This is a genomic window from Albirhodobacter sp. R86504 (genome assembly GCF_042466415.1).
Lineage (GTDB): Bacteria > Pseudomonadota > Alphaproteobacteria > Rhodobacterales > Rhodobacteraceae > Albirhodobacter.
Genome location: NZ_JAXHCH010000002.1, coordinates 2,142,407 through 2,156,360 on the forward strand (window position 1 = coordinate 2,142,407; position 13,954 = coordinate 2,156,360).

General features: G+C 57.2%; 13 protein-coding genes. 4 read left to right on the forward strand and 9 right to left on the reverse strand.

What is annotated here, in order from left to right; all coding sequences use genetic code 11:
- The 3 genes from SJY32_RS12350 to fliL are packed head-to-tail and all read right to left on the reverse strand — an operon-like array spanning position 1 to position 1,569.
- Positions 1 to 723 carry a MotE family protein gene (locus SJY32_RS12350; RefSeq protein ID WP_376875677.1) on the reverse strand — a complete coding sequence of 241 codons (723 nt, stop codon included), beginning with the start codon at positions 721 to 723 and terminating at the stop codon, positions 1 to 3.
- Complete coding sequence (locus SJY32_RS12355; RefSeq protein WP_376875680.1) at positions 720 to 1,073, reverse strand: hypothetical protein; 354 nt, start codon at positions 1,071 to 1,073, stop codon at positions 720 to 722. Before SJY32_RS12355 ends, SJY32_RS12350 begins: the two co-directional genes overlap by 4 nt.
- Positions 1,074 to 1,083: 10 nt before the next feature.
- Complete coding sequence (fliL, locus tag SJY32_RS12360; RefSeq protein WP_376877723.1) at positions 1,084 to 1,569, reverse strand: flagellar basal body-associated protein FliL; 486 nt, start codon at positions 1,567 to 1,569, stop codon at positions 1,084 to 1,086.
- A gap of 123 nt (positions 1,570 to 1,692) precedes the next feature.
- Here fliL and fliF point away from each other — a divergent pair, with 123 nt between their 5' ends.
- From fliF to fliP, 4 genes are read left to right on the forward strand one after another with little or no spacing between them, the layout of a single operon-like run.
- A complete protein-coding gene (gene fliF, locus SJY32_RS12365) occupies positions 1,693 to 3,339 on the forward strand; it encodes a flagellar basal-body MS-ring/collar protein FliF (protein ID WP_376875683.1) in 1,647 nt (548 codons plus the stop codon).
- On the forward strand, positions 3,339 to 3,932 hold the full coding sequence (locus SJY32_RS12370; protein WP_376875686.1) for a flagellar biosynthesis protein: 594 nt from the start codon (positions 3,339 to 3,341) through the stop codon (positions 3,930 to 3,932). Before fliF ends, SJY32_RS12370 begins: the two co-directional genes overlap by 1 nt.
- Positions 3,925 to 4,209 carry a FliM/FliN family flagellar motor switch protein gene (locus tag SJY32_RS12375; protein WP_376875689.1) on the forward strand — a complete coding sequence of 95 codons (285 nt, stop codon included), beginning with the start codon at positions 3,925 to 3,927 and terminating at the stop codon, positions 4,207 to 4,209. The genes SJY32_RS12370 and SJY32_RS12375 overlap by 8 nt, the downstream gene beginning before the upstream one ends.
- A complete protein-coding gene (fliP, locus tag SJY32_RS12380; RefSeq protein ID WP_376875692.1) occupies positions 4,199 to 4,933 on the forward strand; it encodes a flagellar type III secretion system pore protein FliP in 735 nt (244 codons plus the stop codon). The genes SJY32_RS12375 and fliP overlap by 11 nt, the downstream gene beginning before the upstream one ends.
- Positions 4,934 to 4,991: 58 nt before the next feature.
- Here the strand turns inward: fliP and trxA are convergent, their stop codons facing one another.
- The 6 genes from trxA to tsaE are packed head-to-tail and all read right to left on the reverse strand — an operon-like array spanning position 4,992 to position 13,925.
- A complete protein-coding gene (gene trxA / locus SJY32_RS12385) occupies positions 4,992 to 5,312 on the reverse strand; it encodes a thioredoxin (protein ID WP_376875695.1) in 321 nt (106 codons plus the stop codon).
- 53 nt (positions 5,313 to 5,365) lie between these two features.
- On the reverse strand, positions 5,366 to 8,731 hold the full coding sequence (addA, locus tag SJY32_RS12390; RefSeq protein ID WP_376875698.1) for a double-strand break repair helicase AddA: 3,366 nt from the start codon (positions 8,729 to 8,731) through the stop codon (positions 5,366 to 5,368).
- Positions 8,728 to 11,757: a double-strand break repair protein AddB gene (addB, locus tag SJY32_RS12395; protein WP_376875701.1), complete on the reverse strand. Its 3,030-nt coding sequence runs from the start codon at positions 11,755 to 11,757 to the stop codon at positions 8,728 to 8,730. The genes addA and addB overlap by 4 nt, the downstream gene beginning before the upstream one ends.
- The gene (locus SJY32_RS12400) at positions 11,750 to 12,442 is read right to left on the reverse strand and encodes a nucleotidyltransferase family protein (RefSeq protein WP_376875704.1); all 693 of its coding nucleotides are present in this window, start codon (positions 12,440 to 12,442) and stop codon (positions 11,750 to 11,752) included. The genes addB and SJY32_RS12400 overlap by 8 nt, the downstream gene beginning before the upstream one ends.
- Entirely contained in the window at positions 12,418 to 13,437 is a 1,020-nt protein-coding gene (locus SJY32_RS12405; RefSeq protein ID WP_376875707.1) for an aminoglycoside phosphotransferase family protein, read from the reverse strand. The genes SJY32_RS12400 and SJY32_RS12405 overlap by 25 nt, the downstream gene beginning before the upstream one ends.
- Complete coding sequence (gene tsaE, locus SJY32_RS12410; protein WP_376875710.1) at positions 13,434 to 13,925, reverse strand: tRNA (adenosine(37)-N6)-threonylcarbamoyltransferase complex ATPase subunit type 1 TsaE; 492 nt, start codon at positions 13,923 to 13,925, stop codon at positions 13,434 to 13,436. Before tsaE ends, SJY32_RS12405 begins: the two co-directional genes overlap by 4 nt.
- Between the last annotated feature and the right edge of the window lie 29 nt (positions 13,926 to 13,954).

The window sequence follows — 13,954 nt, forward strand, 5'->3', positions numbered from 1 at the left end:
TCAATTTTTTGGAGCATTTGCGTTGCGGCCGGCCATTAAGACACTGATCGAATAAGCGATCTTCGGGTCAAGCCCAGCGAGGATCGCCGCACCTGCGTCGGGTCGCATTCTTGAAAGGAAGCCCGCAGCAAATTCGGGCGCCATTTCCTCGAAAAGAGGCGCCGCCTGCTTGGGTTTCATGTTTTCATAAAGGGTCACGAGCCGTGCGACATCATCATCAGCCGCACGATCCGCCAAGGCCATCGTCTTAGCTAATTCAGCCTCTGCCAATGCAAGCTCATCCAGCTTTGCTGTAATAGCGGCCTCGGCAATCGTGATTGTCTGCGCGCGTGCCTCGATGTCGCGTTCCTTTTCGGCCAACACCGCCGCGCGCTCACGCAGATCTATCAAGAATTTCGACTCATCAACAATCGGCGCGCATGTCTCATCGGGCACTGCAGCGACTTGATTCGTAACATGCGGCATGAATATCCGTTCCGCTCCTTGCGCGAGCCGGACGATACCGGAGAACCCCAATAAGACCGCTATCGCAATCATAACCCTGCGGCCGGAACCGGAGTCTTTCTTGCGTTTCGCTTGTCGATGTTTGGTCGGCGCTTTTCTATCGGTCGTAGATTTATCACCTGTTGCCGACGTCGCTTTCGTCGTTACCGACTGAGAATTCGCGCCCTCAATTGCTTTGGCTGCGCGCGGGGCATTTTCCGGTTCGTTGCTCTGTGTCATTCACTGTCTCCCGCATCGGGACGGGCGCGTCGACGTGACAACCTTCGACGCGTAAACTCCTCTGGATCGGGAAGATCATGCAATGATGCGAGCAAAAGCTCGATACGTTCGGCCCCCTGCTCTGCGCGCTGCGTAACTTCGACCAAGCTTTGTGACGACACCTCTGCCGCAGCATGCGCCTTTTTCAACGCAAGCGTCATCTCGTCAACTTGGGCGGAAAGAACGGCGATGGCTCCCCCCATGCCGGTTTCCAGTTGATTAAAGCGTCGCATCCGACGCGCATGAACCAGACAGTAGGCGGCAACGCAAATTGCACTTACACCCAGCAAAATATCAGAAACCAGTTGCATAGTGAGGTCCTCAATTCAGAACGAATTCAATGACTAGGAGGTCGCGAACACGACCTTCGCCCGTCACAATCTGAACCCGGCGCAACATTTGCGCGCGCAACCGCACAAGGCTGCCAGGTTCTTCAAAAGATTTCGCATCAACCGCGCGTAGATAGCCATTCAACACATCCATTACGCGAGGCTTAAGCAATTCCACATCTGCGACAAATGCCTTGGAAACCTCCAACTGTGCCGTAAAGCGCAGATGTCTCGCCGCGGTCCCTTGCATCGAGACAACCATTGGGTCCAAGGGGATGAAGGCAATATCGGGAATCGCCTCCGGGACAATCTCGGGTGTGGTCGGTGCGGGGGGCTCCCCACCGCCGAGAATCATGCCTGTGAATACAGCAAAAAAACCGCCCCCCCCCAATACGAGCATAAGCACGAGCCCGATAATCAAGGGTAGTTTCGTTTTTTTCTTAGGGGCCTCATCGGCCTCCGAGGCAGCTTCCGCCATTTGATCACCCGCTTTTATTATCCTCCTCCGATATAAACCGAGACACACTAACCGATTGTTAAGCGCGATCTGCGACTCCTGATGACGACGATGAGGCAGAAGCCCATTTAGAGGAGAAGCATTGTGCAGCAATTGATTGCCTTGTGGCAAAACTTGGATACTCGTCGGCGGGCCGTCGTTGCCGGAACGACAGTCTTGGTATTTGCCGCGGTTCTAGGCCTCTCCAGTATCGCGGGAAAATCTTCGATGTCGCTGTTATATGCGGGGCTGGAAGGGACAGCCGCAGCTGAAGTCGTGAGCGCGCTTGAACAACGTGGCGCCCTTTACGAGATAAAAGGCGATTCGATTTTCGTCGAAGCACCGCGGCGCGATGAGCTGAGAATGATGCTTGCGGGCGAAGGCCTCCCTGCGGCCAACGGCCATGGCTACGAATTGCTGGATAGTCTGACCGGTTTTGGAACAACATCCCAAATGTTTGATGCTGCATATTGGCGCGCCAAGGAGGGGGAATTGGCGCGAACAATTCTCGCAAGCTCACAGGTTCGCGCTGCACGAGTTCATATCGCAAACGCTACCGCGCAACCCTTTCGAAAGGACCTTCGCGCCTCTGCATCTGTCTGGATCACCTCGGCGAACGGCTCTGTTTCCCAAGCGCAAGCCAAGGCGCTCAAGTTTCTGATCGCTTCCGCCGTCACTGGCATGAAACCAGAGGATGTCTCCGTCATCGATAGCGAAACCGGTTTGATCTCCTCGGGGGATCAGGAAAACCTCGCAACCAGCGAAAACGATAGGTCTCTCAAGCTCAAACAAAACGTCGAACGCCTTCTTGAGGCACGCGTCGGATATGGAAAGGCGGTCGTCGAGGTATCGGTGGAAACCGTGACCGAAAGCGAAGCCGTAACAGAACGCCGTTTTGACCCTGACTCTCGCGTCGCGATCTCATCCGAGGTCGAAGAGCGAAACAGTAAAGCGGACGATTCGGGATCTGGCGCGGTCACTGTTGCCTCGAATCTCCCCACCGGAGAGGGCGCCCAGCCGAGCAGCTCCCAAAGCCAATCAAACGAAACCAAAGAGCGCACAAATTACGAAGTCTCAGAAACAACGCGCGAAATCGTGCGCGCGCCTGGTACGATCAAAAAGATCTCGGTGGCCGTCCTCATAGACGGCATCCAGCGCACGGATGCGGATGGCAACGTTACATGGGAAGACCGTCCAGCAGAAGAACTTGAGAACCTGAAAGAGCTTGTGGCTTCCGCTGTCGGCTTCGACGAAGCGCGTGGCGATACGATCACGCTTCGCTCAATGACATTCGAACCGGTGGCCGTAGCGGGGACCGAAGCGATCGCCAGCCCGATGAATAACATGTCGATAGATCTGACAAGCATCATCCAAAGTGCCGTGCTCGCGCTTGTCGCGCTGGTGCTAGGCCTATTCGTTCTACGGCCTATGTTGACCCAGACGAACAGCCCTGCCGAGACGCCCCAAGAGAATGCACTCGCAGGGCCGGATTATCGGCAAGCAGACTACCCCGCACTCACCGGCGAGATCGACAACTCAGCAGATACAATGAACCCGAACATGTCAGTCGTTTCCAATTTCGATATGGAAGACCTGAGCTTGCCAACCATGGGTATGGCGATGGGCGACTTTGGCAGTGGCGGCGAAGACTCCGATCCTGTGGAGCGCTTGCGGAAACTGATCGAAGAGCGGCAGACCGAGTCTGTAGAGATTTTGCGAGGCTGGCTGGAAGATAAAGAGGAGACCGCGTGATGTCCCCTTTAAAGCTCGAAGAGTTTGCCGAACCTGAGGCTCCAAGTGACCAAATTTCATTTGGGCCAATCGAATTCGAGGAAACGAAACTCGCTTCATTCGAACAGGGTTATGCCGCAGGGTGGGAAGATGCGACAGCGGCACAGGATGCGGAAACCGCCCGATTGCGCGGCGATCTGGGCCGTAACATGGCGGAACTCTCTGCGACTTACGAAACCGTTCGAGGCCATCTACTTCAAGCCATTCATCCTCTCCTGCATGACATGGTTGCGAAAGTCATGCCGCGAATTGCACAATCCTCTTTGCCACACATCGTGATGGAGCACCTGATCCCCCTCGCGGATGCGTCGTCCGGTGCGCCGATCCAAGTGATATGCCATCCAACAAACTTACCCCAAGTCCGTGATCTCTTATCAACGGAAACAAGCTTACCCCTGCAATTCGTGTCGGAGCCCACCTTAGGCGAAGGACAAGTCTATCTGCGCATGGATCAATCCGAGCAACACATTGACATGGATAGCGTAACCAAAGCGATCGGAGAGGCGATCGACACGTATTTCAAAGTTAAACCCGCGGAGTTACCCCATGACTGAGCCCACTCGCGCAGACACAATTCCTGCGAATCCGTTCACACAAGTGCCTATTGAGATCACGATCTCGGTCGGAAAAGCGCGCCCGCTCGTCCGTGATTTGCTCAGGCTGAAAGCGGACTCAATCCTGCCACTTGACCGGCGAATTGACGACCCGGTTGAGCTTTACATCGGCGATAAACTCATCGCGCGCGGCGAGCTTACCGAGCTAGACGGAGATCAAGCGGGGCAATTGGCTGTCCGGTTGACAGAGGTAGTGGACCTTCAAAATGGGCTATAAGAAGTCGCTCCTTGGCGCTTTCACTATCTTAGCAATGCTGTCGGCGCCGGCCGCTGCGCAAGAACTTTCTCTTAACTTGGGAGAGGGGGATAGCCTCGCGGGACGTTCAATGTTGCTGATTGCAGGGATTACCCTCCTGAGCCTCGCCCCAGGGCTCGCGATTATGGTGACCTGCTTTCCGTTCATCGTGACGGTGTTTTCGATCCTGAGACAGGCAATTGGGCTGCAACAAGCACCGCCCAATATGTTAATCATCAGCCTGTCGCTATTCCTGACTTGGTTCATTATGGAGCCGGTTTTTACCGAGAGTTGGGAAACAGCGCTGCAACCCCTGATGAACGGCGCCATAGATCTACCAACCGCGTTTAGGGAGGGGGTAGAGCCGTTTCGCGTGTTCATGGCCGGGCGCGCAGATCTGGACACCTACACCGCAATTGCGGAACTGCGGCCCGCATCAGAGCCGCTCGCATCGCTCACTCAAGCGCCCCTGTCGACGCTCATCCCGAGCTTTATGCTATCCGAGATTTCACGCGCGTTCGAAATTGGTTTTCTGGTCTATCTACCATTTCTAATCATCGACTTAGTCGTATCTGCGGTGCTGATGTCGATGGGGATGATGATGGTCCCTCCGGCAGTTGTATCGATGCCGTTCAAACTCGCGTTCTTTGTGGTGGCGGACGGGTGGACACTGCTCTCCAGCGCACTCGTACGAAGCTATTTTTAAAAAAACGCCCCCGATCCAAGTCGGAGGCGTTTTCAATTGGTTGCTCGAAGGATCGTGCTCAGAGCGCTGTGTCGATCCAGACTTTCAATGCAGCTTTTGGGGCCGCCCCGACTTTGTTGGAAATCGGTTGCCCGTCTTTAAACAGGAAGAGCGCCGGGATGCCGCGCACGCCGAGTTGAGCAGGGCTGTCCGGGTTTTCATCAACGTTGATTTTGACGATCTTCACTTTGTCGCCGTATTCTGCGGAGAGTTCTTCGAGCGATGGACCGATCTGGCGGCAAGGACCGCACCATTCAGCCCAAAAGTCGACGACGACAGGAACGTTGGATTGGCGAACTTCAGCATCGAAAGTTGCATCGGTCACTGCGACAGTAGACATGGGAATCTCCTAATACGTTGTTGGGGCCAAGGTATGCTCGCCCCCCCTTATCGTCAAGATGCAGTAGCCAGACGCAAAGCAGCATCAACCTGTGCGCCGTCCAAGCGCATTAGCGTGTTGTTCGCGGTCCAGTAGATCTCGACCACAACGTCACGATCAGGATAAATCTGTTTAATTGCCGCCTGATAGGCCCCCATCTGTCGCAAAATTCCAACCGGCACATCAGCGGGATTGTCGGGCACGACAGCGTTGGATTTGAAATCGACAAGCTTCACCGCATCGGGATCGACCTTAAGTAAATCAATCGTCCCATTGATCAATGCATCACCCAACGCCTCGAGGCGCGCCGTGAACGCAACCTCAGCAAAAGTATCTGCACCGCGATAAGGATCAAGTTGCGAGCAGCTTGCCGTTCGAAATGCCTCGGCCTTCACGCCCTCCCACATATCTGGCGGCACGTCACCAAAGGCGTGCATGACACTTTCAGTAGCCGCCTCCCAAGCGTCAGAAGGGAGATGGAAGACCGCCTCAATTACGGCGTGGATCAATGTTCCACGTAACAACGCGTCGTGAGTTTGCTCCGAGTCTGAACTGCTCCCAAGAACTACCTTCAATCCACCAAGGTCAGATGGTGACAGGATTTTCTCGGGCTCCTTTCCGCGAGGAGCTTGCGTTTGCGCCCAAGGAAAGAGATCCGCGATCGATTGCGACTGTGTGCTGCGCGGCACCCCATCCGCGGGCCAAACACCAAATTCCGCACGGAGAATTTCGCCCATATCGGAAGACAACTCCGACAACACAGCGCCGCTTTTTGCCATCGCATCCTTCACCAATGCATACCAGCTTTGGCTTCCTTCGGTGATTTTCCCCGCGCCGCAGACAATGAGCCACTTTTCTGCACGGGTTAAAGCCACGTAAAGTAACCGCAATCGCTCCTCGACGCTGCGCTCGACTTGCTCTGCCTGAACGATCGCCTGCGCTTGCGGCACACGATCTCGGGATGCGGCCATGACAATACTTCCGCCAAACTCCACCAAAGGGCTGGCGTTCGGATTTTTACGGTCTTGCGTTTCAGGCAAAATGACAATCGGCGCTTCAAGCCCCTTCGCCCCGTGCACGGTCATGACCCGAATAGCGGCACCTTCTCCGTCCATCTGCCGTTTGACCTCGACATCGCCGGACGACAGCCAGCTTAGAAAACCGGTAAGGCTCGGAATTTCACTTTGCTCAAACTTCAACGCTTGCGACAGCAATTCGTCGATGCCCTCCTCGGCCTCACGCCCGAGCCGCGCAATCAATCGCTCCCGCCCGCCGTGGTGCACCAAGAGCCGCTCGATAAGCTCGTAGGGACGTAGGAAATCTGCCCCATCCAAAAGGTCGCTCAGGATGGCGCGGGTTTCTGTATGACTTTCGTCCGCGCGCAACGCGGCCCAAAGCCTGCCCTTGCGAGGTTGTGCAAGCCGGAAAAGCGCATCCTCCGACCACCCGAACAGAGGGGATCTCAATGCCTCTGCAAGCGATAGATCATCATCCGTCGTCACCAAAAATGCGATCAGCGCCCCGATATCGCGCACGGCGAGTTCCGCGCCGAGCTTTAAGCGGTCCGCCCCCGCAATCGCCAATCCGCGCGTTTTGCAGGCACGAATAATCTCATCAAACAGCGCCTTCCGCCGTTGCACAAGAATAAGAAAATCGCCTTCGTTCACGGCCCGTGCGCCAGCCCCATCGGGGATCTGCACGCCGGTATCAATCATGCGCTTGATTTCATCCGCGATACGCCCTGCTAGGACAACATTCTCGTCGTTTTCGCCGCGCAGATCGCGTGGATCCTCCCAGTTCTCGTCCGCATCAGCACTTTCCGGTTTTGAAATCGCCGGCCAAAGATCCACCCGCCCCGGCATGTCACCAAAGAAAGCGATATGCTTTGCTTCGCCGCCGATCCCATGACGCACGCGTTCGTCAAACGTCTGATCGACGAGATTTAAAACGGCCGGGGAAGACCGGAAGGAGTATGCAAGATCAAGCGATTGCATCGGCACGCCAAGCGCCGCGTAGCGCTCGCTGAAATGCGTCTCCATCCGCCCGAACGCGGACAGATCCGCGCCTTGGAATGAGTAAATGGACTGTTTTTTATCTCCGACGACAAACAATGTTCGGCCAATGTCGCGCGCACTCTCACCGGCGGTAAACTCATCAGCCAGCGCCTCGATCACCTTCCATTGTGCAGGACTGGTATCTTGCGCCTCGTCGACGAGAATATGATCAATGCCGCCATCAAGGCGAAACAAGACCCATTGTGCTACTGAGGAATCTGACAGCAAGGAGCCTGCCCGTTCGATCAGATCATCGAAATCGAGCCAGCCGCGGGCAGCTTTGCGCATACGATATTTAGGAAGGAAGGCATCCGCGAAACGGTGCAAGAGGTAGGTTTGATCGGAAGCCAATATCGCGAGCCGCTCCGGACGCGCCGCCATCATGCGCTCCATCAAATCGTTGAGTTCGGGCATAAACGCCGAAGCCGCACCCTCACGAAGCGCCTTCGTGGGAATTTTATCCACCTTCGCGCCGTAAGGAACCGCAGCAGTCGGACCGAATAGCAACGCCGCCTCAAGGCGCAAATAGGACGCCAGATCATGCGCCTTGAGGCGTGCGAAAGTGTCGCCCAGTTTGATGTCAGTGGCCCCCCCCTTGGCGAGGATCGGCGCAAGTTTTTGCAGCATGTCAATGTCGGAGGCGGGCAGGGTTTGCGCAATTAAACCCTCGCAGCTGGTATCGGGCGCGAGACCAAACAACGCCCGCGACCCAGCAAGATCCAGCGGCTTGGCAAAAAGCGCATGATGACGCGCGAGCGTTTGCAAAAACTGATCAAGATCTTTCTCGGGCAGGTATGGCGCCATCGCATCGAGAACGGAAGTATCGCCCTGCCCTGCCATCTCATCGACAATTTCCGACCGGAGCAAAGCACCCGATCGATCGTCCATTTCTTTAAAGCCGTGCGAGACGCCTGCTTCCAAAGGGAAACGGCGTAGCAATGATGCACAAAATGAGTGGATCGTCTGAATTTTAAGGCCGCCGGGTGTCTCGATCGCCTTAGCGAACAATCGCCTTGCCTCGCGCAAGTTCTCAGGCGGGATTTCGCCCTCCTCCCCTAAGAGCCAAAGCTCCTTACGCAAATCTTCTTCATTCAGCATTGCCCAAGTGCCGAGCCGCTCAAGCAAACGATTTTGCATCTCTGCGGCGGCGGCTTTGGTATAGGTGAGGCAAAGGATTTTATGCGGCTCAGTGCCGCGCAACAAAAGCCGCGCAACACGGTCAGTCAAAACACGCGTTTTGCCAGATCCTGCGTTGGCGGACAGCCATGTGGAAGCCGTTGGTTCGGCCGCCCGCAACTGTGCTTGGCTCGCTGCGTTGCGTTTCATTGGTTTTGCTCCTGTGCCGACACCGATGGAAGATCCTCGCCGACCGCTTCCCCTACGGGTTCGTTGACATCGCGCCATTCGCCGTAACGCGACAGCAAATCATAATCGCTACTATGCGTGATAAACTGAGGCGCGCGACGGGCGGTGTACCCCTGCGTAGGACGCATATAATGTGCAATCAACGTGCGCAGTCGCGACCATGTATCCGAAAGGAGTTCTGGAGACAAAAGGCGCGGCGCGACCTCTCCCCCTCCACCCAAGCGCAGATATGTTATCCCCGCGACGGGCCGCGGCCCCAAAGCAGGAAAAGCGCCACGTTCAACCATTAACGCCTCAAGTATCAGTTGCTTATCGAAAAGCCGCATCTCTTTATCTTTCGGCGGCTCCCCGGATTTGTAATCATAGATATGCGCCGTGCCATCTACGAGCAGGTCAATCCGATCAGGCCGTGCGGTCAATCGGAACACCGGCTGACCGAGTTCCAGCGCACCTGATTGCTCCAACACGACCGGAGCGCCCTGTGCACGACGTTGGGTTTCGGCCTCGACAAATACAGACGCAATCGCCTTGATCCGCGCGAGCCACAAGCGGCGCGCGGTTGGCCAGACGACCTCCTTTTCAAGGACTTCTTCCGCGATCTGAACCATCCTCTCAGGCGTGAGCGCCGTGCACCCTTCGTCCCCCACGGCCCGTGTGAATCCTTCGGCAATCAAATGCAACACTTGCCCCCGTAAGCGCGCATCGGGATTCGGGCGGATCGGATCAAGTTTGCGAAGGCGTAAAATGCGCTTCGCGTAGATCTCATAGGGATCACGAATGAGCCGCGTGATATCCGTCACAGGTAACTCGCGCGGCCTCAAGGCCACGGGCGGACGGGGCGAGGGACGCAACGCAGGCGCGGTCGGGGTCACCTGCTCAAGGGCGTGCACCTGATCGAGCCACACCTGCCCATCTGCGCGCATCCGCGCAATCGCCTCGGGCCCGTGCTTTTCGCGCAAACCCTCCATCATATTGAGCAAACGGTTGAGCCAGCGGCTCCGCACCGTTTGGGCCTCCGAGTCGCGCACCGCACGCGTGAGCACAACCTTGGGCGCCCCCATGGCTTGCTGAAAATCATGCGCGGAAAGCCCGACTTGGCGTTCAGGCAAAAGCAATCCCGCCTCGTGCCGCATCTGACGGCTCAGCCACGGATCAGGCGCGGGCGCGGGCGGCCATATTCCCTCGTTCAGGCCTGAAAGGACGACGAGATCCGCGCCTTGGACACGCGCTTCCAATGTTCCCCAGATGGCGATCTGGGGGTGGGCCGCCTCGCTTTCACGAACGGAATCTTCGCCCAGAAGTTCGTCTAACAGGTCACAATATTGCGGCCCTGTACATGCGCCGCCGAATTCGACCTCGGCTTGCAGACCTGCCATCACCTTTTGTGCCTGCGTCCCTGCCTTTTTCAACCATAGCTCACTTGCCTCCACCGTGCCCTCCGGCCCGGCCGCCAAAAGGGCGCAAAATGCAAGATGACGATCCAACCATTCGCGCAGATGGCCCGCGTCCGCGGGAAGCGCGGCCTCCAGAACCTGCATCAGCCATTGCGCCCAAACCCCGCTTGAAGGATCTTTCTGCGTGTCGACCCATGCCACGAGCGCCTCGGCATTCGGGAAGGCGGGTCCGTTCCGGCGCAGATGCAAATCAAGGCGTTGCGTGAACAGCTTATGCATACCGCGCCAACTGTGACCCTGAGCTTCGGCATCAAAGCTCGCATCTACCGCCAACTCCGCCCCTGTCGCGGTCAAGGGATGCTTGAGCAACACGAGAAGCGTCTCGATGGTCATAGGCTCGGTCATGGCCCGCGCGGCATGGCGCAAAAACGTTCCGGGCGCCGTAAGCTGCAACGGTTCCCCCGCGCTATCGTCGGGCACAATCCCCCAACGACCCAAAGCGGCGGCGACGCGGCGCGTCAAAGTCCTGTCGGGCGTAATGAGCGCAGATCGCGTTCCATTCTCGGCCGCCTCACGCAACACCAGCGCGATTGCCATGGCTTCTCGCGCGACGTCAGGTGCCTCAATCAGGGTAATACCGGACATCGCCTCGTCTAGATCGGGCAATGATTTGCCTTCATCAATCCATTGATCGGTGACGGGCGCAGGACGCAATGCCAAAGACACAACTTGGTTGCGCGCGGGCGCAGGGGCCAGCGAATTGGCCCAATCACGCACCTCTTGCGGCGTAATACCCGCAGATGCACACAGCGCCGCGAACCTATATTGCGGGTGATCCTCGATCGGCATCTTCCCTTGCGAAAGCGTTGCCCAGACCGATGCGGGCATATCCGCATCAAATCCCGGCAGGATCACCGCCCCTTGCGGCAGATTTGCAACCGCACGCATGAAGGCGGAAGTCGCGCCACGCGAGCCCGTGGAACCCGCGATCAAGATTGGATGCGATGGCGGAACCTTCGCCCATTGATCGCTTAGATGGTCGATCACAAGCCGCTGGCGCGCATCCCCATCGGGCGCATCCGTATCGTCAAAGAATTGCGTAATAATGTTGATGAAGCTGAGGCTTTTCTGCCAATGCGCCGCATGATTGGCCGCGATATTGAGTTGCGCAAGCGCCGTGGGGTGAACGTTTTCTTGCTGCATCTCCGCCAGCAGGCCCGACAAACTATCCGCGAGCGAATAAAGATTCGCTCCTGCCGCGAAATCCGGCATCGTTTGCGTTAAACCGGACACAAGCTGCGCAAGCTCCAACCGACGGCGCAAAGACGGGACCGCTGGCGGTATATGCGCAAGGGGCAGATGTGCGAGATCGGTAAGCAAACGCAACCTTGGCAGCAGGCGCGCCCCGCGACGATCAAATGCCTCACGAACATGCCGCAGCATGCGCGAGGTGTTCAGGTAGACCTCGACACGCGCCATCTCATGCGGCGGCGCATCCTTCATCCGGTCGATTAGACCGTCTACAAAAGCCTGCGGGAAGTCAGCGCCAAGCGGCAATCCGAAGAACCGAGGGGAGCTTTGCGCTTCAAACATCTTCACCTCGCAGCATCGCCTCCGCGAGTGGGATTGAGTCAGGACGACCAACATCGCACCAACGGCCTGCGAGAACCGTGCCGAATAACCGTCCCTCCGCCAACATTTTGTCCCACACCAAATTCAGCGAGAACGCGCGCTCGTGAACATCGGCCAATCCTGCGGGATCAATGATCTGCAAGCCGGTGTAGACATACCCCTTCCCCCGCGCGAGGCGCCCATCCGCGCCAAGGCTGAAATCGCCCTCGCCACGATACCCGACCGCATGAGATGTTGGAACGAGCAGCAAAAGCGCGCTCATCTTGTCGGGATCCCACGCCGCCCCAAGCCGCGAGATGATCTGCTCGCCCTGCCACACGGCGTCGGTATTCAACGTGAAAACTGGCCCCGTTCCTAAAAGCGGAAGCGCTTTGCGCAACCCACCGCCCGTTTCTAGGATTTCGTCACTCTCGTCAGAAATCGCAACCAGTAGCGGCGCGAGATGTGCCCGAACTTGATCAGGCAGATAATGGACATTCGCCGCAACCCGCGAAATTTCGGCTCCATGAACCAGATCAAGTGCGTAATCGATGAGTGGCCGCCCTTGCACTTGGACCATCGGCTTGGGGCGATCTTTCGTCAACGCGCCCATCCGCGTACCAAAGCCTGCCGCAAATAGCATTAACGCGTCCGGAGTGTTCCGCATTGATCTTTAATCCTTTGCAGTAAAGCGTCAGTCGGCGCAGGAGTCGCCGCGTAAAATTCATCTGCCAATGTCGCGAGGTTGGGGTGCGATAGATTGCGTTCTATGTAGCCCCAAGTTCTCGGGATGAGGTCAACATACGCGGCTTTTCCTGCTTGCAAACAAAGCCGCGTGAAAATCCCCAAGATACGTATCGAGCGCTGCGCACCAATCAGCGCGTAAGCAGCCTTAAAATCTGCCAAGTCGTAACCGGCAGACTGGGCGTAGTAATCCCTCTCGGAGGCCTCGACGAGAAGGCTCACATCTCGTCGCGCATCTTGCAAGACAGACACCAAATCATATGCGGGATGCGCCGTAACCGCATCTTGGAAATCCAGCAAGCCGAGTCGCGCGACACCTTCGCGCTCCGGAAGCCATAGCAGATTTTCAGCGTGGAAATCACGAAGACACATCACGCTTGTCACAGGCGCTAACCGGCCGTAGGCCCTCGCAAGCGCCTGCGGAGTGGCGAAATCGGCGCGCGCGCGGCCTGCGGCGGGCAAATACCAATCGCCGCAGAGCGAAGTCATCTCGCCGAAATTACTAACATTGATCCCCGGCAAATCCTCGGGCGCCGCGTGGGTATGTAGCGCGAGCAGAAACCGCGTAATCTCGCGGTAAAGTTCATCCTCCCGGCACGGTGCTTTGGCGACGAGGCGGGCGACTAGATCGTCCCCTAGATCCTCTAACAAGACATAGCCCTGCGCGGCAGATTGCGCCAAAATACGCGGTGCCGAAAACCCCGCATCATTGAGCCACCCGGCGATGCGCACGAAGCGCCCGATCTCGTCTTCCGCATCCTCCGCGATCATCAAGACGGCGTTGTCGGCACCGGCCTCCGGCGTCAGGCGCTCATACCGACGAGCCGAGGCATCTCCGGCGAGCGGTGCCCGATGCGCAGTTCCCCAACCAGCGTCCGCTAAAAAGCGCAACATGGCTTGATCATTTGCTGCCGTCATAAATCCGCCCCTGCCAATCGTTCGGCCCACCGATTATCGCCGTAAAGGCGCGCTGTCCGCCCGTCACCATAGAGTCTGAACGCTATGCGTAGGGCATCGCTAGGGAGGTGCGGGCCAAGCCGATCCGGCCACTCGACGAAACAGAGCCCATTGCCAAAGGCGTCGGTCAGGCCAAGCTCATCGACCTCTGACGGATTGGAAAGCCGATAGAGATCTGCATGCCAAATCTCCACGCCTTCCGCCTCATAGGTCTGGACAAGGGTGAAGGTCGGGCTTGGGACATCTTCCCAAATCCCATGCAGCGCAAGGATTTCTTGGATCACCGATCGCGCGAAATGAGTTTTTCCCGCGCCAATCTGACCGTCGAGCAAAACCGTATCGCCAGCATTCAGAATTGTAGCAAAAGCCGCACCTAATCGTCCCGTTGCCTCAGCGTCGGGGAGGTGTAGCGTCAAAATCGGATCGGTGAGCGCGTCATGTTCAATCATGCTCGCAGTCTTATCCTGCCCAGCCTCCG

Excerpts from the sequence above, each read along its gene's own strand:
- tsaE (WP_376875710.1), bottom strand. The coding sequence starts at position 13,925 with ATGATTGAACATGACGCGCTCACCGATCCGATTTTGACGCTACACCTC.
- trxA (WP_376875695.1), bottom strand. The coding sequence starts at position 5,312 with ATGTCTACTGTCGCAGTGACCGATGCAACTTTCGATGCTGAAGTTCGC.
- fliL (WP_376877723.1), bottom strand. The coding sequence starts at position 1,569 with ATGGCGGAAGCTGCCTCGGAGGCCGATGAGGCCCCTAAGAAAAAAACG.
- addA (WP_376875698.1), bottom strand. The coding sequence starts at position 8,731 with ATGAAACGCAACGCAGCGAGCCAAGCACAGTTGCGGGCGGCCGAACCA.
- SJY32_RS12355 (WP_376875680.1), bottom strand. The coding sequence starts at position 1,073 with ATGCAACTGGTTTCTGATATTTTGCTGGGTGTAAGTGCAATTTGCGTT.
- SJY32_RS12400 (WP_376875704.1), bottom strand. The coding sequence starts at position 12,442 with ATGCGGAACACTCCGGACGCGTTAATGCTATTTGCGGCAGGCTTTGGT.
- SJY32_RS12350 (WP_376875677.1), bottom strand. The coding sequence starts at position 723 with ATGACACAGAGCAACGAACCGGAAAATGCCCCGCGCGCAGCCAAAGCA.
- fliP (WP_376875692.1), top strand. The coding sequence starts at position 4,199 with ATGGGCTATAAGAAGTCGCTCCTTGGCGCTTTCACTATCTTAGCAATG.
- SJY32_RS12375 (WP_376875689.1), top strand. The coding sequence starts at position 3,925 with ATGACTGAGCCCACTCGCGCAGACACAATTCCTGCGAATCCGTTCACA.
- SJY32_RS12370 (WP_376875686.1), top strand. The coding sequence starts at position 3,339 with ATGTCCCCTTTAAAGCTCGAAGAGTTTGCCGAACCTGAGGCTCCAAGT.
- addB (WP_376875701.1), bottom strand. The coding sequence starts at position 11,757 with ATGTTTGAAGCGCAAAGCTCCCCTCGGTTCTTCGGATTGCCGCTTGGC.
- SJY32_RS12405 (WP_376875707.1), bottom strand. The coding sequence starts at position 13,437 with ATGACGGCAGCAAATGATCAAGCCATGTTGCGCTTTTTAGCGGACGCT.